Source organism: Zoogloea oleivorans (assembly GCF_008107625.1).
GTDB lineage: Bacteria > Pseudomonadota > Gammaproteobacteria > Burkholderiales > Rhodocyclaceae > Zoogloea > Zoogloea oleivorans.
On the sequence record NZ_SDKK01000002.1, the window covers coordinates 254,666 to 277,897 of the forward strand.

Annotated in this window: 13 protein-coding genes; 2 read left to right on the forward strand and 11 right to left on the reverse strand. The window is 60.0% G+C overall.

Features of this window, described 5'->3' with window-relative positions; all coding sequences use genetic code 11:
- Positions 1-149: 149 nt before the first annotated feature.
- The 4 genes from ETQ85_RS02850 to ETQ85_RS02865 are packed head-to-tail and all read right to left on the reverse strand — an operon-like array spanning position 150 to position 10,785.
- Positions 150-5,423 carry an FtsK/SpoIIIE domain-containing protein gene (locus ETQ85_RS02850; protein ID WP_076600397.1) on the reverse strand — a complete coding sequence of 1,758 codons (5,274 nt, stop codon included), beginning with the start codon at positions 5,421-5,423 and terminating at the stop codon, positions 150-152.
- On the reverse strand, positions 5,420-6,946 hold the full coding sequence (locus ETQ85_RS02855; protein WP_148577568.1) for a hypothetical protein: 1,527 nt from the start codon (positions 6,944-6,946) through the stop codon (positions 5,420-5,422). Before ETQ85_RS02855 ends, ETQ85_RS02850 begins: the two co-directional genes overlap by 4 nt.
- Positions 6,939-8,786, reverse strand: coding sequence for a hypothetical protein (locus tag ETQ85_RS02860; RefSeq protein WP_076600399.1), 1,848 nt, complete (start codon positions 8,784-8,786; stop codon positions 6,939-6,941). Before ETQ85_RS02860 ends, ETQ85_RS02855 begins: the two co-directional genes overlap by 8 nt.
- A gap of 31 nt (positions 8,787-8,817) precedes the next feature.
- Positions 8,818-10,785: a hypothetical protein gene (locus ETQ85_RS02865; RefSeq protein ID WP_076600400.1), complete on the reverse strand. Its 1,968-nt coding sequence runs from the start codon at positions 10,783-10,785 to the stop codon at positions 8,818-8,820.
- 31 nt (positions 10,786-10,816) lie between these two features.
- Between ETQ85_RS02865 and ETQ85_RS02870 the strand changes: the two genes are divergently transcribed.
- Positions 10,817-10,999, forward strand: coding sequence for a hypothetical protein (locus ETQ85_RS02870; RefSeq protein WP_148577570.1), 183 nt, complete (start codon positions 10,817-10,819; stop codon positions 10,997-10,999).
- A gap of 83 nt (positions 11,000-11,082) precedes the next feature.
- Positions 11,083-12,528 carry an IS5 family transposase gene (locus tag ETQ85_RS02875; RefSeq protein WP_148577571.1) on the forward strand — a complete coding sequence of 482 codons (1,446 nt, stop codon included), beginning with the start codon at positions 11,083-11,085 and terminating at the stop codon, positions 12,526-12,528.
- On the opposite strand, the gene ETQ85_RS02880 is transcribed toward ETQ85_RS02875, so the two are convergent.
- From ETQ85_RS02880 to traD, 7 genes are all read right to left on the reverse strand, one after another.
- Positions 12,476-14,704: an ATP-binding protein gene (locus ETQ85_RS02880; RefSeq protein WP_148577572.1), complete on the reverse strand. Its 2,229-nt coding sequence runs from the start codon at positions 14,702-14,704 to the stop codon at positions 12,476-12,478. The genes ETQ85_RS02875 and ETQ85_RS02880 overlap by 53 nt on opposite strands.
- A gap of 148 nt (positions 14,705-14,852) precedes the next feature.
- Positions 14,853-15,680 (reverse strand): phosphoadenosine phosphosulfate reductase domain-containing protein, encoded by an 828-nt coding sequence (locus tag ETQ85_RS02885; protein ID WP_076600402.1) that lies wholly within the window; start codon positions 15,678-15,680, stop codon positions 14,853-14,855.
- Positions 15,658-19,116 carry a hypothetical protein gene (locus ETQ85_RS02890; RefSeq protein ID WP_076600403.1) on the reverse strand — a complete coding sequence of 1,153 codons (3,459 nt, stop codon included), beginning with the start codon at positions 19,114-19,116 and terminating at the stop codon, positions 15,658-15,660. The genes ETQ85_RS02885 and ETQ85_RS02890 overlap by 23 nt, the downstream gene beginning before the upstream one ends.
- Entirely contained in the window at positions 19,109-20,014 is a 906-nt protein-coding gene (locus ETQ85_RS02895) for a DUF4007 family protein (protein ID WP_076600404.1), read from the reverse strand. The genes ETQ85_RS02890 and ETQ85_RS02895 overlap by 8 nt, the downstream gene beginning before the upstream one ends.
- Positions 20,011-20,229, reverse strand: coding sequence for a hypothetical protein (locus ETQ85_RS02900; protein ID WP_076600405.1), 219 nt, complete (start codon positions 20,227-20,229; stop codon positions 20,011-20,013). The genes ETQ85_RS02895 and ETQ85_RS02900 overlap by 4 nt, the downstream gene beginning before the upstream one ends.
- An 82-nt stretch (positions 20,230-20,311) precedes the next feature.
- Positions 20,312-21,061: a TIGR03747 family integrating conjugative element membrane protein gene (locus tag ETQ85_RS02905; RefSeq protein WP_076600406.1), complete on the reverse strand. Its 750-nt coding sequence runs from the start codon at positions 21,059-21,061 to the stop codon at positions 20,312-20,314.
- The gene (gene traD / locus ETQ85_RS02910; RefSeq protein WP_076600407.1) at positions 21,058-23,229 is read right to left on the reverse strand and encodes a type IV conjugative transfer system coupling protein TraD; all 2,172 of its coding nucleotides are present in this window, start codon (positions 23,227-23,229) and stop codon (positions 21,058-21,060) included. The genes ETQ85_RS02905 and traD overlap by 4 nt, the downstream gene beginning before the upstream one ends.
- Positions 23,230-23,232: the final 3 nt, after the last annotated feature.

Genomic DNA, 23,232 nt, shown 5'->3' on the forward strand with positions numbered 1-23,232 from the left:
CGACTGGCATATGGGAGCCAATGCGTGTTCGGCAGGAGGAAGGCGGCGGCCCGCAGGAGCACCGAGATGTTGAGTACCGCCGGGCCCTGATGCGGCTGCGTCAGGGCGACTCCGAGGTCGCGTGCTCGAAGCTGATGGAACGGACTAATCTAGGCGGCCGTGTGCTCTTTGAGCATTTTCTTGATGAGCGTCTCGACGAATTCAATGTCGACAAATGGAACTTGGGCGTAGATCACCTCCCTCTCACCTTCGAGTTTCGCTAACAGATGACCTTTGCCCAGCAGACGTTCCGCGCCTTTTTCGCCAAGAGCGATTTCGGATGTTCCTTCCGAGTCGACACGCAGAATCAGGCGATTGCCCAAATTTGAGCGCAGTTGCATCGGCATAACATTGGCATCCGGCCGCTGGGCGGCGAAAATTAGATAGATGCCCGCGGCTCGAGCCTTCACACCGAGCCGCTGAACGATTGCCGACACGGCGTCCTTGTAATCTTCCGTCAGCATCCATTCGGCGAACTCGTCGTGAATGAGCCAGATGACAGGCAGGCGTTCGTTTGCTGCGACCTTGGCATTGAAGGCGGCCAGATTGGATACGCGCGTTTCCTTGAAGCGAGCGTAGCGGAGGTCCATTTCGGCCACGAGTTCTTCGAGCCGCTGAGTTGCCAAGATCTGATCATCGATGACACCGCCGTCGATATGCGGCAGCCTGTCGAAAGCGAAATAGTCAACGCCTTGTTTGGGGTCAATCAGGACGATCTTCGCTTGTTCCGGTGTGTTGGTCGCGGCGATCCCCATGATAATGTTCTGCATCAGCACGGACTTGCCACTGCCGGTGCTGCCCGCGATCAGCGTGTGTGGCGCATGGTCTTTACCAGGTGAGAGGAACAGGGGAGCGCCCGAGTTTTCTTGCACTGCGATCATGAGCTCTTGATTACCCCAACCGTTCGAGGCCGGTGACCAATCGGACCAAAGGGAGCGGATATCAATGATCTGGCGTTTGGGTCGCTCCACCGCGACGATGACGGCACCGGGTTCTGGGCGGACCGAGATGACGTTCAGTCCATAGGTCGTCAAAAGCTCGGACCGCTTCTTCAAGACCTGCTCGACAGTGAGGTTGGCGTTGCCGGCGAACCGCAATAGCGCAGAATTGGGCGTAAGAGCGGACTCGATCAATTTGGCCTGAAGCTGTAACTGCTGCAGGGCGCTGCGCGTCGAAAAGGCTGTTTGCTTGAGCCATTCCCCTTCTTCAGGTGCGATAGTGGCCACGTGGAGCGCCGACGCGAGCAAATCGGCGATCTCCGAATAGGCCCAATGAGCTTGCGCCCGTGTCGGCGAAGAATCGACGGGTAACGGCACGCTATCGCCAGGGAGCGGCGTGTGGAACAGATTTTCGATGCTCGGTTCCGTTGGCGCTTCAGCGGGTGTGTCCGGCGCTTCAGGAACAGGGAGTGCAGGCAGGGGCGCCGGTCTGCGGACAGGCGCGCGATATGCACTGCGGAGAAAGGCAACGCCGGAGCCCGGAGCACGCCAGGTTGGCTCAAAGTCCATATGGTAGAAACCCATGCTGCGCCGGACGTCGGCGGTGCTCTGGTTGTGCCAGTAGGCCATCAAGAGCTGCTTGAGCGCCTTGCGGCCGATGATTTCCTGATAGGCGTAGCGAGTGTCGGCGACCTCGGTTGCGATCGTGAGATCGTCGGCGTCGGACGAGGTCGGAACGAAGACATGAGATAGGCCTTTGAGGTGGACCTCGCAGCGGCCCTCGCGCATAGCGCGGCGCCATTCGCCGAGATCAATGCCGCGGGCGGCCGGGATGCGGATGCCGTCAAGCATGAGGTCAGCCAGCCGAGCTAGCCAGGATTGGCGGTCGAGCCGCTCCGGATCACCGAATATGGCGTCTTCTAGGCGCTCAAGCGTATCGCGCAGCTGTTTTTGCGATTCTTTGCGCTTGGCGGCCAGGCTCTCGATCTCGACGTATTTCGCTTCGCTGACAGCGAGCGTGATTCGCAGTGTGCCTTCTTCGGCGACTTGGGGGCAGATTGCGAGCAGATCGGCGATCTGTTGTTCGCGCTGGCCAAGCCAGGACGCATAGTCATCAAGAAAGTACCAGCCGATCAGCTGATCGGCACCCAAGTCGTCACGCAACATGCGGCGGCTCAGCACGATGCCCATGAGTTCGCTGGCGCTCTGGCCGCATGTGGCCGCACGCAGCACGATGTCACCCGACACATCATTAGCGTCGTCGATCAGGCGATCGGCCAGTGTCCGCACCTCGGCGTCGGTCAGCGGCAGCTGCAGCGCCTTGAGGCGGCTCATAATCATCGAGCGCAAAAGCGTCATTGGCGCCCGCGAAGAGATGATCAGGTTGCGCCCCTGGGTCGAGATCTGCTTGTAGCGTATGACCCGGACCTGGTGGTTCATTAGCTGACGCCGGTCGAGAAGCTCGTCGAAATTGACGACCCAATTGCCTAGGTCGTGGGTCTCTTCGAAGATGCGCTTGGTCCGGCCGTCGGCAAAGTCGAGCTGGCGAACGGGCAAAAACCGTTTGGATGTCGATTCATCGCGGTCGCCTTTGAAAATGCTCGCGACGGCGGAGATATAGGCCCAGCCCTCGGCGCTTTGTACCGGGCAGCATAGGAAGACCGCTGACTTAAGGTCGTCTCTGGCGGCCGGCCGGCGGCGCGACCAGCGTGACGGCAACAGCTTGCGAATGTCGGCTGGTTCGCCTTGTTCGAGATACCATTCAAGTTGCGCGTGACGCGATATGACATCTTGCGAAAAGACGATGTCGTATGGATGGCCGTCTTTGGGGTTGGGCGGCGGCGCCTGGTCAGCAATCACCGAGATCCGCAGGCGGGCCATGAAGTCTTGAGAAGCTTCACTCGCGCTATAGGCGTCTGCCGTAGCTTCGGAGCTCAAGATCGAGCAATAGATGTTACGAAGCTTCTGGCTTTCGATGTGGCGCAGCAGAACTTGGCATCGAACGTCGTCCTCGTCATCCTGCATGCCGCCGATCTTCGCCACGACCGCCTGAGGCAGCCGCGCGGAATCGCAATTAAACAGTACGACCGACAGGTTGGAGCGTTCGTGCGGTTGCAGGGCGAGATAGCGCTTGACGAGGTCATGGACGCAGGAGCCGCCCTCAGCTGGGCTTTCATTGGTGTCGTTCTCGCCTTTGGGGTCGGCGACGGGAGGTTCATGCAGACTGTAGTCGGCGACCACGTCGCTTACCGTAAGGAATTGTGGGCCGTCATTCGTCCAGATCGACACAATCTCAGGGTATAGCGCGTGCTCGAAATCATGAGCGATATCCCGGAAGAACAGCTTTGGATCGCCCTCTGCCTCGATGCTGCCGAGAACCTGACTGACGAGATCGACGGCAAGCTTAGACTTTCGCCATATGGCGACCAGACGCATCGGATGCCAGGGCGCGACGACGGCCGCCGGCCTGCCGCCGTCGATCGGCGCGACACCAATCATGAGCAGTGGCTTGAGCAGCTTGTCGCGATTGCGATCGCCCTTGGCGAGTGTTAGGACGGTTTCGAGCAGCGCAGCGTACGCTGTCGTCTGATTGAGTACGGAGTCGGCGCCGCCTCCTTTCGTCGAGAAGTCGACGATTGCGAGCTTGTAGGCACTTTCAAAGGCTGTAAAGGCCTCACCCAATGTCTTGGCATCCTGGGCGGAGAGATAAGCTTGATCGACGCACTCTTTGACATTGTTGCGCCAAAGCGCGTCGAGATTCCGGTCAGGTTTGGCCGCTGGCACGAATGAGCCGCGATCACGGTCGAACGCCGGCATGAACGTCTTTACGTTGGCCAAATCGATCGATTTGTCAGCGGTGAATTCGCGCTGTGTGCGGCAGGCCGTGAAGGGATTTTGGGTCAACCGCCCCCAGTCGTCGACCAATTGGCTCGCGACGCATGAGGGGTCGTAGCGCCAGATCAGCTGCGTCGAATGCTTTTGAATGCTGTCCCCGTCGGTCGTTGTCTCCAATTCGACGACGAATTTGAGCTGAAGCGCCGGTTTGGCGGTGGACGTGTTGAGCTTGTTCTTGGCCTTGTCGCCCTTTTTCCAGTCGGAGACAAGCTTGTCGAATTCGAAGAGATCGCCGACATCCCAATCGATCATCCCGCCGAACAGACGACGCAGGCCGGCGTAGCGGTGCGCGAAATAGAGACCTGCTTCATAGTTGAGAGATCGCAGGTCTCTCTTAGTCGCGGATTCGCATTTGATTTTCAGCTTGCGCTGATCGCCTGGCGGCATCCGGTTGTAAAGTGGCTCCATAACCGCGCAAATGCCGGCGATGAAGTCGGTTGTTTCGATGGGGCGGCCATATACGAAGCGATCCCAAGCAGACTTCAGCTTCTTGTCGTCTTTGATTTCGCTACGGTGGGCTTCATAAAAATCCGTGTCTTCATCGATTTTTTCCGACCGCTTGGACAAGAGCTTGAGATATTCCCGCTCCTCATCCTCAAGCTTGTCTTCTTCTAGCTCACTGAAGTATTCAAGTGTGTTTTTGCCAAGGTTGAATTTCTCACGCTGCAGGCCATCGAAGATCGGCTTTATTTGCTCCCAATCTTGTTCTGCTAAAGCTTCGGCCTGGGCGTTCCAGCCGCTGGGCGCCCCGATAAAGGCTTCGATCGCGGGATGACAGGCATTCGGGATCTGGTGCGCAACCTTTTCGAACGCGTTGCGCAGGTCTTCTTCGCTGAGCAGGAGCTGGCTTGAGGTCTGCTTGAGGAGCAGCCCGGATCGCCTCTTGTGAGCGTTGTTGAATTGCTGCTTCCATGCAGATGCATGTCCGCGCTGGCGCTCTTTGAGGCTTCCGAAGCACGCAGGGTCGTTAGGAAGACGTAGTGCCGGCATTGCGGCGCCCAGCGCATCGATGATGGGGCGACCCGCTTCCTCGTTTTCTCGGCGGGTGCGCAAGATGTAGACGGCAAAGCGGTCGATCGAGACGATTCGAAGATCACGGAGCCCAGTCAGGGCTTTTTCCCACCATTTTTGCTGTTCCTGGGCGATAGGCAGGCCTTTTGAGGCCTCGCGAACCCAAAGGTCGATGCGCTCCAGTAGCTCAGGGGGGCCAAGTTTCGCAATTTCACGAATCGAGGCGTCTTCACCATGTTCGTGTTCGGCAAGTAGATAGGCGGCCTTCGGACAATCAGCGTTTCGATAGAAGGTGGCGCTTTCGGTCGTCAGAGTCTCATCGGGTAGGCCTTGGCCGCTCACAAGCGAGGTCGGTAGCTTGATGTCGATGCGCTCTTTGAGAAACGGATCCGCGAGCACGGCGCGTGCGACGGCTGCGACCTGTTCGGCGCTGAGATTGAGCACATACCGCGCAGTCGACTGCACTGCGCCCGTATCGGCCTGGAGTTCTTCGCGGAGATAGGCGGCGGCGACTGCGCCGACGAGCGAGGCTACGTTCATGCTGCGGATCTCCGCAAGGGATTTTCGACATAGGCGCAGGCGTCAGAGAGCCGCCGTAGCATGCCGATAGTCTTGAGGCGATTTTCGAGCCGCGAGGCATTGGCTTGAAACGCGCGCTTGTCGAAATCTTCCGTGGTGATGGCGAGCTGGCCCTCCTGCTCCCCAAAGACGAGGCCGTAGCGGTCGTAGAGGCGGCCAAGGAATTGGCCGTAGTCCATGCGCACCGGAACGTTGGCGAGGATTAGGGCCTTGAGAAGTTCATCGGTTGGTGCGTAGCGCAGCCGATTGGTGCCGCGACGCGAGACCAGCCCTGCGCCTCGTCCGAGGCTGTTGTGGATGTTGGCCGTATGCTGACGATGGCGCCGCTGCGCTGTGTGACGCAGATTTTCGAGGAGAGCGTCAGGGTCGACTGGGCCGGTGTAGTCCTCATCGGGCCAACGCACTTTTTCTCGCATGATTTCACGGCATGCCGCAAATCCCGACTGCTCTGCCGCCGCTGCGATCCACTCCGACGAATTGCCGATGTTTCGCACATAGGTATCGACAGCCGAAAGCGACAGTTGGTTGTTCGCGATGTAATTGCCTGCCGAAAGCTCGCGAACCAGCGTCTTCTTGGGCGCGACAACTTCGCAAATGAAGTGGGGTTTGGGCTTGTCACAGACGTGGGCGGCGACCTGTAGCTGATAAAGGGTGATATGAAGTGCTCCAAGGATCGTCAGGTACGGATAGGCGTCGAATCTCGGGAGCTGGAGCTCGAGAACGGCCAGCCAATCCTGGGCCAGCACCTCAAAGGCGGGATGCTTGGCGTAAGGCAGGTAGCTGCCGCTTCGCGTATGCCGCTCCTCGGCGATTTCCGGTTGGAGGAGTTCGGTTAGGCGATCGCAGGGATCACGCCGCTCGAACAGATGTGCAAAATGCCGCGCGAGCTCGGGTGCGGCGCTTGATCGCGCGAGCATCTGATAAAGCAGATCGCCGTTGCGCGTGAAATTGATGTATTCGCGGTTACCCTCAGTGTTGAGGTCTTCATAAATCGCATGGCGCCCGAACGGAAATACGAAGCGCGAACTCCATCTCTTATTCATGCTGCTTTCGATCGTCGCAGAGCGCAGCATTTCGATGACTTTGACGAGCTGTTCGAAGTTCTGAAATCTGTTCTTGAGGTAAGAAAAGTCGCGGTGGGCGACCATCTTGGCGTTGCTCTGCATCCACTCGAGCCATTTAGCCCATCCGGTTTCGTTATCGGGATAGAGATCGGCGAGCTCCAGCAGCTTGTCGTTGTTGAACAAGAGATTACGCAGATAGGGCCGTTGCGCCGGCCGGAAACTGAATGGAAATTGCGTCGCGTCAGCTGCGAATAGCTGTCCGGTTGCATGAGAAGCTTCTGCGACCGAGAGAAATTCGAGGAATAGGAGCCATGGGTCCTGCTCCCACAGTCGATGGCCCCAGATTTGTTCGTCGAGCCACAGGTCATTGTCATCATGATAGCTCGCCGGTGGCGGAGGAAGCTGGACAATGTCAGTCATTTGAGAGCTCTACAACTTGGTCGATGGCATTGCCGGTGGTATCCAGGGCAAGGAGCCGGAATATCAGGCCATCATCATCGTCCAGCACATGACGGTCGATCCCCGCAGCCGAGAGAAGAGCGCTCTTGAATGCCAGCAGATCCTCATAGCATTCGCGGGAGAAATTGCCAGGTAGTGCGCCTTCGCTCACGCGCATGAGGAATTCGTAGCGCGTGAGGTTGAGGGCCAGCGATCTCGTTTGTCCGTTGGGCAGCGTCACGATCAGATGCGGAAAGTCGCGGCACAGGGATATTTCGACTCGCTCCACACGCCCGTGGGAGTTGATGGCGACTTTGTCTTCGAGCAGTTGGCTAATCTTGGCGCCGGAGTGCGACAGACTGGTCGCTAGCAGCAGCTCGCTCTTCGTCGTGGTAAGGAGTCCAGTGAAGATGCGGTTGAGCCCATTTACGAGCTTGCTGACTGTTTGACGCGACACACGCCTGCCGTCGTTTAATGGTTGTGCGACATCGCGCAGATATTCGCCAGCACTATTGAATACGGTTAAACACCAAAGTTTCAGTTCGTCGGCGTGGGCATCTGGAATCTTGAAAAACAAGCCGCGCCTCTGGTCAATGAGCATGTCTAGGAAGGGGTGCCGTTCGCCGTTTTGCGCCTCTGGCATCTCGATATAGCTGCGTTGCTCGCCGCGATATCGTTCGGTTGCACCATAGAAGCCGTCGGCCTCGACCAGGTCATGAAAATATTGGCTGACGTTCTCGTCTTCCGAACCGAAAATCAGGATGTTGTCGATCCGGTTCGTGGTCTCAAAACCGATGCCAAATCGACTGAGATAGTCGAAGATTTCCTGTGCATCGCGTTTCGCGCTCTTCAGATTGGCACCGAAGAGATTGGCGAAGAGACTCGCCTTGTGGGTTTCTCCAGCGGCGAGGATCTTGGCCACGTCAGATGCAGACATGAGACCGTCCTTGGCTGCGGGATGGCCCAGGATAGCGTTGGCAAGCAGTAGAAGGACGCGCCGGACCGGGGTGTGGAGCTCGTTGAAGTCCAAGAGTTGGAATAACGCCACGAGCCGGGTACGCACGAGCGGGTCGCGCAAAAGCTCAAAATTGTGCCGGATCGGACATCCGGGACCGAAGAATCCGTTCGGTTGCGCGGCGGCATAGCAACTCTCCCAGCCCTCGTGGCCAAGGAGTGCGTCGAGACAGAGTGCCAGTACCGTCGCACTGGGCACTGCGCTGAGATTGAAGAAATGCAGGCGGTCGGTCGGCTCTGGATCTTCGTCATTCATGAGCCGGGCTTCGAACAACGCCAAGGCGCGCTGTGAGGCAGCATGGTTGCCTAGCTTTCGCCAGTTTTCGACGAGCGGCCCGTCATTGGCGGCGACCAGGAACAGATTGGACGAGGGCTCGAATAGCGCGGAGCTCAGTTCCTGCAGAAGCTGGGCCTTTGAGCCGTCTGGATCGTTCTTGCAGAACGGCGTCAGGTCGCGAATGAGATGGAGTGTGTAGGCGTGGCCATTGATGGTCACAGGCAGCTTGTAATAGGACATATTGCTGGCCCAGGCGTCTGGTGAGCCTCCCAACGCCTCCCATACTTGGTAGCAGAGGTAGCTCTTGCCGTCACCGGCTGTGCCGGTGAGTATGACCACGCCGCCGTGGCCTTCTTTGCGGTCGGTGAAGGAGGCGAGTACGTCGCGGCTGAGCGGATGCTCGAAGGCAATGGGTGTGACGCTGAGCTTCTTCGACCAGCGTCGAATCTCCTCGTCGTACATGTTCGCGTTGCGCGCGAGAGGACCATATTGCCTGACGAAGCTGATCCATTTTTCGGCGTCGATCGTCATTATCCCTTTTCCAACAGCGTTAAACTAAGTATCAGAGCTGCTGCTCATAAGGCGTTAAGAGCAGCACGATCATGGCGTCCGTCAGATCCTTCGGTATGGTCTTGTCGAAGACGCAATGGATGGCAGTCGGTGGCTTCTTAAGGCTTGCCTTTCTCCATGCCCGTCCAAGGCTCGCCTTAATCTGGTCACCGCTCTCAAAGCTCACGCGCTGTACCGTCCCAGCTGCCAAGTGCTGCTTCAGCAGGTTGGCTTGGCTGGAAGCTTGAGCGTCTGCCAAGTGTGCGCGGTCCAGCTTGCCCGAGAGCCATTCGCCGAAGTCCGATGTCAGACTCAAGGTCGTCGTTGTCGGAGGCTTCTTCTTCGATGTTGCGCCGCCGTCGACAGGGTCTGGCTTGGGCATATGGCGTCCTTGCACGATGATCACAGAAGCCCAAGGCTCTTTAGTGGCATCAAATTCCTTCTGGAACCCATCTTTGCCTATCAGGACAAGCTTTGCGCGATACGCTGTCACCGACGGCGGCGCAACAGGCTGACCGATCCGCCCGACGCGCTGAGTTAAGTCTTCTTGACGTGCAAGCGCAGCAACTGGCTTCAATCGAGCCAGCCGTTTGATGCCACCCCTGCGTTGGGACAGTTCCGCCAATTCCGGGGTCGTGGGGTTCACCGGATCCCAACTCGCCAGGTAGTACTTTTGCCCCTCGCCGAAAGTCATGCTGACCAAGTCGACCGATCCGTACGCCGTCCGATAGAACGCGAGTGCCACGTCGCTGATCTCTTGCGGAACACAGCGCAGGCACAAGACCACGGTCTTCTGACTGGAATGGGGTCTTGCGAGGTCACAGCTCTGATCAACCACGAGAAGGAACTCTTTCGGTGTGCCGTCCCCGTTCAATCTCGCGAAGAGGTCACCCAGTTGGACCGGCGAACTCTTGGTCTCTGGGAGGTCGTCAGTGATATCCAGCCGCATCACCGAGCGCACGTGCATCTCGGCCAGTCGACTGCCGGGCGGTACCGTCCCGGGAAACGCGCTGTGCCCAATCAAGTCTGGCAGTTGCGCCCCCAAGGCGCGCACTCCCGCGTCCTCCAGCAGACCGCTCGCGAGCGACTCCGAGACTAACCATGACAGGTAATCAGGCAGCCTAGCCTCTTCGACAGCAAGCTCAGCTTCATGAAGCAGCGCGATTTCCGAAGGCTCGATCTTCGACAGATTCTGCCGCAACGTCATCGCTGCACGAATGGCACCTAGCCAGAACTCGTCGAGCATGTGCGCCCAAGACTGTTTGCCATGGTAGCCCTCAAGCATGCGTCTGAGCTTCGGCATGAGCTGTTGGGGGATCTGGTTCTTCTCGACGAAGCAGAAGAAATCCGCCCGAAGCCCCGTTCGTTCCTTGAAAGCTCCCTGCTGTTCTGCAGCCCCAGGCCTCGACGACATCAGAACAACCAACGGGTACTGCTTGAGAGTACCTTTGTGCCTCGCATCAATGATCAGTTGAGCAAGCTGCGCGGCGCGCGCTAATGACCGCTCTGGATCTCTCTCGTCTTTGAGGTAGAAGTCCAGAAAGATGACCTGGTATCCGGTAACATCGAGCATCGCGGGGTCAAACTTCGAAACTCGGTTGACGCGCCATTTCTGCTCATTCAAGAAGCCCTCAAGCCCTTCGAGAGCGCCTAGCTTTTCTTCTACGTCCTCTGCATATTTTCGGAAGACGGTTTCAACTAGCCAGGACCAAGCTTGCTTCTCTCGCAAAGCCCAAAGCCGGGCCACAGTGGCCGTGTCTTGAAGAAGCTCATCAAGGTGCTGCGGAACTGAGGGATCAAGCTCTGGGCGATGAAACTCCCTCTTCACCTGCGTCAACCGCTTCGGTACATCGAGTAGGGTGTCGCGAAATCGAGATACCGCTTCTCCATCAATATCGACGGGATCAGCCGATGCATAGGCATCGTCGATTACGACAACCTTCTTTAACGGCTTGACGAGCGCTTCTTCAAGAGCCTCCATTCCTTGCCCCTCTATAGCTGACAACGAATCCATGATGGATCCGGTCTTCATCGGCTTCCGCAAGTGCGATTTCCATCGCATTACCTTCCGCAAGCTTCTTCGCGATATACAAACCCATCCCGCGCCCTTCGCCAGAAGGCTTGGTCGTGAAGAACGCATTGAATACTTCGTCGGTCCTGAACAATCAGCCCGCCCCTGTCCCGACGCGGGCTGAACGCCCCCTGAGGCCTTGCCGAATCCTCCAGTTTCCAGTGCAATCGCATTCACTTTCTGGAAGATTTGGAGCGCAGGTTTGCGATGACGACCCCGGATTTTTTTCGCGCCCGGCTGGACGCGATGATCGATCTGCGTCACCCGCTCGCGGTATTGGCAACCCGCATGCCGTGGGACGAGATCGAATCGGCGCTGGCGCCGTGCTTTGCCCGCAAGGACCGCCAAGGGCGTCCGATCGAAGGCCTGGATCTGTTCGGCCCGACCTTGCAGGTGGCGGGCGCAGGGACGAGCCCGGCAGGTCGCCCGCGTCTGCCGATCCGGCTGATGGTCGGGCTGCTGTACCTCAAGCACGCCTTCGGCGAGAGCGATGAAACCGTCGTTCAGAGATGGGCCGAGAATCCATATTGGCAGTTCTTTTGCGGCGGCGAGTATTTCGAGACCCGGCTGCCCTGCGACCCGAGCGGCCTGACGCGCTTCCGTCGTGCGCTGGGGGACGCGGGGGTGGAAGAGCTCCTCGCCAAGACCATCGAAACCGCGGTGTCGCTGAAGGCCATCGCCCCGAAGGACCTGGAGCGGGTCATCGTCGATTCCACGGTGCAGGAGAAGGCCATCGCGTTTCCCACTGACAGCCGGCTGCTCGACGTGGCCCGGCGCAAGCTGGTGCTGATCGCCAAACGGGCTGGACTCGTGCTGCGCCAGACCTTCGAGAAGGAAGGCCGCAGCCTCAAGCGGCGGGCCGGCGGCTACGCCCACGCCAAACAGTACCGGCGCCTGCGCCGGGTGCTCAAGCGTCAGCGGACGATCCTGGGCCGGGTCATGCGTGACCTGGAACGCCACCTGCCGACGCTGGCCGACGGTATGAAGGAGATCGCCACCTTGTGGCTCGAGCGGGCCCGGCGCATCCACACCCAGCGGCCCAAGGACAAGAACAAGCTCTACGCCCTGCACGCGCCGGAAGTCGAGTGCATAGGCAAGGGCAAGGCCCGCCAGCCCTACGAATTCGGGGTCAAGGTGGGTATCGCCACCACCGAGAAAGGCAACCTGATCGTCGGCGCCCGGGCCTTTCCCGGCAATCCCTACGACGGCCACACCCTCGCCGAGCAGATCGAGCAGGCGACGATCCTGATGCAGGACGTCAAAGGCGCCCCGAAGCCCCACACCGCCATCGTCGATCTGGGCTATCGGGGTGTTGAAGTGCCGGGGGTCGAGATCATCCACCGCGGCCGGATCAAGAGTCTGAGCGCCCAGGCCCGCCGTCTGCTCAAACGCCGCCAGGCGGTGGAACCCGTGATCGGGCACCTGAAGGACGACTGCGGACTACGGCGGAACTGGCTGAAAGGATCGGAAGGGGATGTGCTGCACCCGGTGCTGTGTGCCGCCGGGTACAACCTGCGCTGGTTGATGCGGGCGGTGGCCCGTCTGGGGCTGAAGGCCCTTTTTGCGCTCTGGCTTCTGGTTGGGATGCTTGGGCGGGTGCTCAGCGACAACGCGGCCCGGCCGTCAGGCTGGCGGCTGGAGGCGGCAAATTGAATATTTCAGGGCCGACTACTTCATCGCCGCGGTCTTCTGAAATCCCAGGACCGTTGTCCAAAACGGTGAGTGTGTTGGCAGCCCTGTCGATGCTGAAGCTGATGATGGGCTCGAACCTCGTCGTCGTCGCAAGCAATTTGAGCCAATAAACCGAGTTGGAGATGAAGTTTTCTACGATCTGCAGAAGCTGCCCGCGGACGGCCTTGATCAGCACGGGCGTCTTGCCTAGACCGGTCAGGTCGACTCGGATTCCATGACGCCCACATTGAGGTTCGTGCATTTCCACGACATCCCGCAGCATCTGAACTAGGTCAAACGATTCCTTCCTTTGACGCCCCGGCGTCGACAATGGATCTAGGATTCGGATCCGCCTCTCGAGAGTGCTCAGTTGATCTCGCAGATTCCGAAGCTGGCGGTTTTCGGTAGCGTTGCTCGGCTTGTAGGTCTGCAGCAGCTTCAAGGCGTTTGCGGAAAGGCGCGCCAATTCATGGAAGATGAACTCCGTCATTAGGCCGACGCCCGCGAGATGGACGTATTTGTCAATGTCCTCCTCATAGGCGCGCACGGTCATCTTCGAACGCTCCCAGGCTTCGGACATGTCCGTCATGCGAGCAAGCAGGGTGTTGATCGCCGCGACGTCCTCCGGAGCCTTGACTTTGGTCCTCAGGTGTTGGACCTGTTTCAGCGCCTGTTTCTGGGCTTCCTCCAGGCGCTTCTCCAGCTTCGGAAACTCCTTAGCCGCCGACTCGTCCTGTGCCCCCTCAACAGCGTTGAGGTAGCTCTTGAACTCGACCACCAAGATGTGGCGCAATAGTGCGATCAGTGCTGCTTTCTCTTCCGTGTCGCGCAAGCCTTCCCGATTGGTCTGATCCTGCAGATGTGGGTTGCCACGACTGGAGATGCGGACCGCACCGACCAGCTGTTTCCGATTCATTTTGTAGCCCTGCGTGGCCAACGCAATGCCGTCCAGGTCGAGCCAGTCGTCACGCGCCTCTGCGTACGGATATACGCGATAGTGATCGCGATAAAGCAGTAACCCTCCGCCCCAGTGAGTCAACCACTGCAGGGCCGCTTCATAGCCATCAGGCTTATCGAGGCGAAGCTTCTGCCGGTTAAACCAATGCGCCTCCATCTCAAAAGGGCCTAGGCTCGCTAGACCCTGCATCAGCGTACCCGCTGGACGGAATGCCTCGCCCGTCTTTGGACGCTTGCCCTTCAAAGTCAGTGCGCTGAGAAGATGCATCCCCTCCAGGCTGAAGGTCTTGCTCTGTCCGTAGGCCTTGTAAGTTACCTCACCCGATAGGACAGGTTGCCCGTCGGCATCGAGCGCGAAACTCGCCGAGCATCGTGCATGCGCGTATGCGAGCTGACGCGTCTGAAACGAAGGGATGTCGACTGACTGCCCATTAAAGTACAGTCGCACATTCGGGCGGCTGAACGAAGTCAGGAACGGATCCACCAACTTGGCGAAATCTGTCTTCGCAAGAGACTCCATCTTTTCGATCGACCACTCGCTCGTCAGGTTCGACATGCGGATGATTGTGCCGTGATCAGACGCCTTGTTCTTCTTCGGCCCGACGTTGGGAGCTGCAGGGAACTCGTCTAGGTTGAGGTGTGGATTGCGTTTGATCGTGGACCAGTCGATCTTGAGTTCATGCAGCGTCTTATCGCCCGTCTTAGACGTCAAGACGTGAAGCTGATCGCCAAGGCGCACGGCGGAGAGGCGGCCGATGCCCTTTTCACCAAGCACCGTGTGGGTGCTGTTGCGCATTCGATCGTCCAGGCGGTGGGTGGTGCCAATGGTGAGATAGACGCCACCAAGGTCCTCGAACGACATGCCGCCACCGTCGTCAGTAATCTCGACCCAATTGCAGCGTGTGTAGGCGGCATCTAGTGCCTGGATGTAATCACCATTTGACGGCGACAGCGCCTTCTCTAGAAATGCATCACGGTCCGCCTGCGCTGCCGTGGGCTCCATGCCGGCCTCGAGCATTTGCCGAACCGTATCCCGAGAGAGACTTTCCTTCTTCTGGAAAGATCGCTCAAGGCTCTGGCGAATGCCGAGGTATTCACTGCGCGGTAATGTGACGCGAACATGTACTGCAATGCGCGTGGCCCGCGCATCTAAAGAGTTCTTCACCAACTCGTAGATAGCGATCTGGTCGGAGCTGATCAACTCAGCACCGAGTTCAAGCAGGACGCGAGCCTTGACTGTTATACCCACAGACAATTACCTACCGGTGCAAGAGCTGAGCGCCCAATCAACAGGGGGGCGCTCGACGCTCGGAAGTTTCCCGACAAGATGGCTCTGTGCTCAACAGCAGCTACAACTGACATACGAGGCACCCTTGATCATCATCGTCCTCCGGCACCTCGGCGGAATCCGCTTGGGAGAAGACCTCCATCAGCGTCACGTTTTCGCGGCGCTGGGCCTTGCGCTCGATACGGATCACGTGCTCGCGCTTGATTTCCTCCATGCGTTCCGGCCGCTCCAGCTCTGCCAGGCTTTCCCCCTGGCTCCACGTGAAGAAGTTACCGGTCTTCTCGTATGGCTTTTCGTACGCCTTGGCCTTGTCGTACAAGTCCGGATACGTTTCCTTGAGGCGGACCCACTCAATCTTCTGCTGGTAGAAGCAGAAGTAACATCCCGAGCGGGTACGGCCCCAGCGTGTGTATGGAGGCATGCCGACGCCGGAATTCCTCAGGATTTCTTCGATGTCGCGCAGCACCAGTCCGTCTTCGCGGAACGGATAGACAGCCTTGATGTTCGGCTTGTGGCTGATGTAGCCGCTGCGGTCCTCGTCAGCGCGCAATCCAACGTAGTTCACGACCTCGTCGTTGCCGCAATATTGCTCGAAAGGCTTGAGCTTCAAGGCCCGCGTGCACCAGCGCCGGTGATTGGATGGAATCATGCCGCCGTACATCTCGTACCAGTGGTCGAACCCGACGTCTGCATTGAGATGCGTCACTTCCTTGCCGAGGTAGTTCGAGATGCGTTGCAGATACTCGTAGGTCTCGGGAAGCTCCTTGCGCGTGTCGCTGAAGATGTATTCCATCTCCGGCACGCGGTCACGCAGGTAAATGGCCAGTGCCGCGCTGTCCTTCCCGCCAGACAAGCTGAGAATATGTCTAACCCGCTTCTCGCTTGTCATGGTGCTTCTCCTCGGTGGAATTCGTCGGTGCACGCGTTACCTGCAAGTTCTGCAGTGCCTGCGCCAGTGCAGCAGCGGCGGTCTGTGGGTCAGCACCGGCCTCCTGCGCGAGCAGGTCCAACAGGTTGTGCGCAAGCCGGGTGGAATGCTCGGTCGTGGCGACCAGCAACGCGGACTCCTGCCCGCTAGCGCTGGTGAGCGTCAGGCTCATGAAGCGTTCGGCAGCGCGCGGTGCGCCCTTGCGCTGCATCACCAGACGCAGCCAGCGTCGGTAGTGGCCGGAGATGTCTGTCACAGCCTGAGCAAAACTGACGACAGTCTCGTCCGTCCAGGCGTCCAAAGGGAGCTGGACGAGTAGGCTGGCCACGGAATCGAGCCACTTCTCGTCCGTCAGCGTTAAGTCCGTGCAACGCAGGATAAAGCTCTTGAGTCGGGCGTCTGCCAATCCGGTAGCGGTACCAGAGCATTCGGACTGCAACTGGCTGCGGATCTTGCCAAGCGGGCCGATCATCTCAAACGCTTGCCCCAGCTCTGTGACCACAACATCCTGCAGCTTGCGTTGGCTCATGCCCAGATCAACCAGCGCCGCAGACAGCCATTCTTGAAAGGGGCGTTTCCCCTTGCTCTGGGCATACACTTTAGGCAGCGTCGAGGTCAGCAACTGGATCGGATCCTGCGCTTTGCGCAAAGCCGAGCGAACCAGTGCGGCATCCTTGCTGACTCGTCCTGTCTGTTGAGTGAAATCCGACAGCCGTCCGAACCAGCGGTACAGGGCCCGAGCTAGCTCCAGATATGTCGCTTCGCCGCTGGGCACGGCCCCAAGCGAGGCAAGCACAGCGCCGTAGTCACGCAACAAATTGTGGCCGCCCTGCGCCTGCGGGAGTTCGCGCAACGTGAACGTGTGCGGATTCCGATGCATGCGCTGAAGGTGCTCGCTCGTGAGTTCCAGCACCAGTGTGCCCCGCTCGAAGACTGCGCAGCGACTGCGATGGATCATCAGGTAAAGCGTGACCCATACGCTGGCTGGACCATTGCGTACACCAAACGGCGGAGCAGCAAGCTCCTGAAGCACTTGCTCGAACGTGGGTGCCTCGTCTCTCGTCAGGACGAGCGAAATCTCAGTCCAGAGTGCGCAGATGTCGACGCGAGCCCCAAGCTTGGGTTCAACGAGCTCGCAGTCGTTGCCGTCGGCCTGCCATATGCCCGTGTCGCGCAACAGCGTGGCGTGGATTAGCCGCTCGGGCGGGTACTCGTTGTCGCGAAAGAGTGTGGCTCCACCGGAACCAGCCAGCAGAGCGTCAAGCAACCGCTGACGCGCAAGGACGATAGCGGAAGCGGGGCGATCCTTGTTGATCAGCTCGTTGATGATGCGCGGAGCACGGTGGAAGACCTTCTCGAACATCCAAGATGCCACCTGGCCGACGTTCATCGACTCGCTGTCCGGCACAGCCTTACCCTGGTGCCAATACACTGGGCCAATGCGCCCCGGATTAGACGCCAATGCGGACAACACGAGTGCATCGACATCCTCTTTGGCCTGATGGAGGCGGCTCTCGACGTACTGGCTGGTCCAGGGATCGAGCCGCTTGGCCGCTACCTCGCGCTGCACCGCCAGCCAGATCGCCAACTCTGCGAGCGCCGCCCGCCCCCGAGCGGACAGCGACAGGCAGCAGTGCACGCTGAGCGGATCGTCCGCGTCGCGTACGCGGTCCAGGACTTGTCGCTCTTCCCGTGAGTCTGCCGTCACCAGGATTAAGCGGAGCCAGCCGTCAGGTTGCCCGTCTGAATCACTTCTGTTGGCGCCTGCATGGGGCCACGCGGTGACTGTTCCGACATCAATGGCTAGTGTGCGGATCGTTCCCCGGCGGTCATAGTGCTTGTTGGCCACAACCAACCGATTCCCAAGCGCGTGCGAAGCACCACGCACAGTAAGCTCGTCGTCGCCCGCCTGCGCCGCTTGCTCGTAGAGCGCTTCGATGTTAATGGCATCTGATACAGCGAATCCGTATTCGGAACGGCTGTGGCGGCAGATCAGCAAGCCTTGGTCCACCAGGCGGTCAAGTAGCGTCCGTGTCTCAGAGACTGAGAGGTTGCCGAGCGCGAATGCGACCAACTCCGGAGTAATGCGTAGCGCGAGGGGTGCCTGCACCAACTCCAACACGGCGATGGTCTTGAGTGCCACCAGAGCGTCCGCGTCTTTCGCCTGCCTCTCAATGCTGACGAGTGCAAATGCCCAACGACGCTCTGCAGCGAGATCGCGAAAGCGTAGCCCATTCCCCGAAGCCAGATAGTCGAACACCTGAGCCAGGCGATACCAGGGGTATCCCTCTACGGAGGTGACTTGCGCAAAGTCCCGAAGCCCCGCCGGCTCGTTGCTGTTGAGGAAGGCATGGAATGAGCGCTCGCTCTGACCATAGCGTTTGGAGACGACGGCCAGCGAAGCCAGCGTCAGCGGATGGAGGGGGTAAAGTTTCTCGGGATGCTGGAACAGACGACGGTCAGCGGGGGTTGGCGCCCGAAGGATGGATTGCTCCAGCGCCGTTGCGAATAGAGACCGTGCGGCACCCACGAGTTTGGAATCGCGGTGCAGCGCCGGCTTAGTGCCTAGCGCATGGGTCGCGAAGTGGACGTAGCGCTCGACGGGCTCGTCGAAGGGTATCTCCTCGAAGCGCGACGCGACCTTGTGCCATTCGTCCCCCAGAGCGCGGCCAATGCCTGCCGCGTAGCTCGCGAAGTGCTGGTGCTGAAGCACAACCATCGCGAGAGAATCGTCCCCTTGCCGGCATGCTTCCTCAGCCAGTTGTTGAAGTGCGATCAGGTCCCCTGCTTCTGGGTGCATCGCGGCGTGCTCGACGAACTTGCCCACTTCATCAACCAGGAGCAACGTGCCAGAGAAACCCTGTGCTCGAGCGACAGACGCGAAATCGCGCATCAGTTCCCCGGCAACCGCGTTGATGGGGCGCCCCTTGTAGAGGCCCGGCTCGCTCAGATGGCGCTTCAGGGCGTTTGCCCCTTTGCCTTGGTGCCAGCCTTCCAGAGCGCGATGGACTTCCGCTTCCAGCGCTAATCCGATGGACAGCCGCGCTCCCACGATCGCGAGCGCGAAACGCTTGGAACTTGCGAATAGGTCGGCGACAGACGCGGAGGCTTCCCGCAGCATTTCCGAGGCCGCAGGATGAGTGTCACGACCAGCGAGCAATTGGGCAAGCACAATCCCCAGCGCCGACTTGCCGCTTCCGTACGGACCAACCACTTTCCAGGCACGCTGAGACCGACACTCCGCAAGCGCCGTACCGATCTGCTTGAGCGCCTGGACGGCATTGGGCGTAGGCAGGTAGCTGGCGATGGTCGTATCGTCGTGAAGGTCGCGGCTCAGCGAGATTGAGCGGGTGTGGTGCGCGTTCAGCTCCAGTCCATCGATGATTCGTTTAAGCATGGATGGGAGCCTCCTCGTGTGCATCCAGTAGGTAGTACGGATCGACGCGGTCGCGGTGAAGTACAACGCTTTGCGTGTCGGAGGTGTCGACGAAACGCACGGCATCGCGCAAGGGGCCTTGTGCCACGTTCTCCACGAAAGCGCGCAACTGGTGTTCATCTAAGCGGAAGACGACCCCGGGGCTGTTCACCCCCTTGAGCAGACGATGGAAATCCACAGATGACGAGCCTTGTTCGGACGAAGCTACAAACTCCACTAACGCAATAGCAAACACGCGCAGGCTCAAACCGATTGGCGCGCGAAGATCGGTGTTAAAGACGATACGTCCATCTTCTTCCTTGGCGGCGCGCAGCAATGCAAGATCCTGCAGCGGGCACCAAGAGGTGTCGTCGCCACTACGCTCGGCTTGGTAGTAACTTTGGAGAAAGATGGCTGCATGCTGCTCCAGCGTGCTGGCGGCGAGCGGCCTGGCTGAACCTTCGGCGCGTTGGGCCAGTGCCGCGACCAGCCGCTGACGGTCGAAGCGCACCAGTCGCCCCTCACCAAACACTTCTGACCAGGCTGCCAGCGCCGCACGAGTACATAGACGCCAATGCAACAACCACAGCGACTCAAGAGACTCCAGATGCTGGTCCCACCCGTGCTTGGGGTCGAGCAGCTTGCGTCCGACGGGACCAGGTTGGTGCCCATGACCCGTCACGGACACAAGAATGCCCGTGGCCTCGCACCAGAATTGCAGCGACTTCAGCATGTTGCGACCGATACCCAGAGCGTGCATTGCCCGCTCTTCATCCTTCAAAAGGCCGGGCTCGACAGAGACCGCCTGGTAGGCCTTTGGTAACCAGCCATATCGGCAGACGAAGGACTCGTGTCCGGAAAAGCGATCGGTGACTGTCATGGTGCCTTGGTCTTGTTCTTGGTGCGTTTCGCGCCGATAGAAGCCTCAGCGGCCTCTGCCGATGGAGAGCGTTCGACGATGATGGCCTTTGTGGTAGCGTCGAAATACAGATCCACTGAATCACCCTCCTGGATGCCGGCATTGCGTAGCAACGCTTCAGTGAGGGCAATTCGTCCCATTTTCTGTACTTTTTTTGTACCGAAATGAATCTTCATGAAGTACCCATCAGGGCGAAAACTGGTCAGTAAAGTAGGGAATATTAACCCAATACAGCCCTCATCAGATACAAGGCATGCGCTATAAATATTTCTTGAACGTTCCCGCCGCGATGTCCACCGCAGCCCCCAGCAATACTGCACTAGGCAGCAGGATCAGCAGCGGATGGACGCTCACCGGCAGTGCCAAGTAAGTCACCCACGGCAGGATAGCCAGCGGCATCAGGCTGGCTTTCGCACGGTGGTAGACGAACCCTGATTCGCGCCCAGCTCCGAAGCTGCGCACGTCGCGCCGCACCAGCCCATCCACCAGGCCGACGAAGGCGGCCATCAGGAACAGCGGCAAGGTCAGCGTCAGCACCAGCAGCCTCACGAGAAATACGAGCACGGTGTAGGCCGAGGCGATCAGGTAGCTCTCCATATGCACATAGACCATGCCCAAGTAGTACCGGAAGTCATGGGTCTTGCTGCGGGCGCCGGCGCTGGCCTGCGTGGCGGCATCGCGTATCCAGTCGAGCAACCCGCTTTTCACGAACAACCAGTCGTAGGCCAGCTCAACGAGATGCAGGGTGGCGCGTCCTGGTTCCTGCACCAGTACGCTGCGCGTGAAGCTCTCAGACACCAGGGCCAGCTCGTGGTTGAGCATGCCCTGGGCGTGGCGCCAGCTTTCCTCGGGCCAGAAGAAGTGCATCCCGACGCACTCGATCACGATGCACAGGAGAAGCGAACCGCACAGCACGCCGAAGAACCGGAACGGCAAGGTGATGAGGCCCGCGATCAGCCCCTGCTGGCGGACCTGCTGGCGCTGCGCCGCGACGGCCGGATCGCTCACGTGCAGGCGCCTTCCTCGCCAGCCTCATCGGCCGCAGCCATCTGCTGGAAGTTCGCCAGCAGATCGTCCGGCAGCGCCTGATCCTGGAAGCCAGGGACGCCCTCGCTCTCCCACCACTCGCCGGCCTCGACGTAATGCTGCCGCATGTAGCCGGCCAGCTCCTGCAAGTCCTTGGGCATAGCCTCGTCGGGGTCGGGTGCCGGCAGCGGCATGCGGATCTTCCACAGTTGCCCGCCTTCGATGAGCGCGAAGCATTGTCCTTTGGGTAGTCCGACCACGTGTGCCGGCTCGATCAGCGGCACGCTGTTGCTGCTGATTCGGTCCTGGGTGTTGGAGGTGAATGCGGTGTTGCCGGTCGGGTCGGAGCTGTCGGTCGCGCCGCTCATCACCGTGGTTGCATAGACCTCGACCTTGGGAAGTTGCCGCGTCAGCAGCTCGGCCGTGGCGGTCTCGCGCACGCGCAGCATGAACAGGTTGTTGAAGTTGCCGACGACCTGGCCGGCCTTGGCGCGGTTGCCGATGCGCGCTTCGATGTCCGAGAGCGTCTGCGTGTAGGCCGTGACCTGGACTCCGGCGCCACCGCCCTTGTTGATCATCGGGATGAACTCGTCGCCCATCAGCTCGTTGAACTCGTCGGCATGGACGTTGATCGGCACCTTTACGCCGGCGGAGGCGCCCGGCAGGCCATCGTCGATGCCGAACTTGTAGATGTGCCCGGCAACCGACACCAGGTCGCTGAACATCGAATTGCCCACGGCGGCGGCGACCTCCGCATCCGACAGCGCATCCAGACCGACGTAGACCACCGCACGCTTGCGGATGATCTGCATCCAGTCGAAGATCGGCCGCGGGTCGTCGAGGTCCGAGTAGTTCGGTGCGAGCAGTTGGGCGATCTTGCCGGTGGTCAGCTTCTCCAGGAGCGGCAGGAGACTCGCCACGATCTTGTCGAAGTAGGTGCGGTCATAGCGCACCGCGCTGCGCAGGCCGTCAAGCACCGGGTCGTAGATGCGCACCTGCGAGAGGTACTGCTCCAGCGCTACGACGCGCTTCTCGCGGCCGATCATGTTGCGCGGGATGTTCTTGTCGTTCAGCCTGGCTTCGAGCTGGACGATGATCTCCCAGGCCTTCGGCTCGTTCTTCGCGAAGAAGTGCTGGGCGTACTCGATGAACAGCGCATCGATGTTGACGACGTGGCGCTGGATCAGCAGGTAGTCGGGCCGCTGCCCCAGTTCCACCAGGGCCCGGGCGATGATGTTGACGAAGCGCCAGGCGAACTCGCGGAAGGCGGCGCTGTTGCCCTCGCCCGAGAGCTGGCCCGCGATGCGGGTGGCGACTTCCGAGATGCGACCGAAACGGCCCACGGCGTTGTAGCGCGCCGAGATGTCCGGCCAGCCCAGGTGGAAGACGTAGAACTCGCCTTCGCGCCCGGCGCGCCCGGCCTCCACGTACATGCGTTTCAGCAGATCGGCATCGCCCTTGGGGTCGAAGACGATCACCACCTCGTGCTGGCCATTGACCTTGCGGCGAATGTCCTGGGTGATGAAGAGTTCGCCCAGGCGTGTCTTGCCCACGCGCGTGGTGCCCAGGACCAGCGAATGGCCGACCCGCTCCCCCAGCGGCAAGGTGACGTCGACCTCGTTCGGCTCGATGCCGTGCAGGCGAGGCAGTCCGCCGACTGGCTGCAGCGGGCGCGCCGGATTGAGCGGGCTGTCCCAGGCCAGGGCCTTCGCCAACTTCGAGACCGGGAACGGGGCGAACTCCAGCCGTTCCTCGATCCGCCGCGCCGCCCGATAGATCGCCGTCGGCTCCACGTAGCGGCGGAACTCCGGCCGGTAGGTCTGCATGAGCCGGTGCGTGTGGCGCTGGTCCCAGCGGAAGCCCCGGCCGATGAACAGCCGCTGCTGGCTCACCGGTACGTCGCGGCTCGTCATCACGTAGCGCGGCAATCTGCGGATGTTGCGCCGGTAGCGCAGGATGGCCCAAGCGTCCCGCAGGCGGATGGTGCCGAAGGTCAGAAATGCCAGCGCGCTGCCCAGCCCCAGCAAGGGGCTCAGCGCGAGCGACCACGGCGCCACCAGGCACAGTAGCGCGGCGCCGGCACAGACCGCGACGGTGTACAGCTCCACCGCTGGCCGCAGCAACACCTCGACGGCTTGGGACTGGGCCATGGC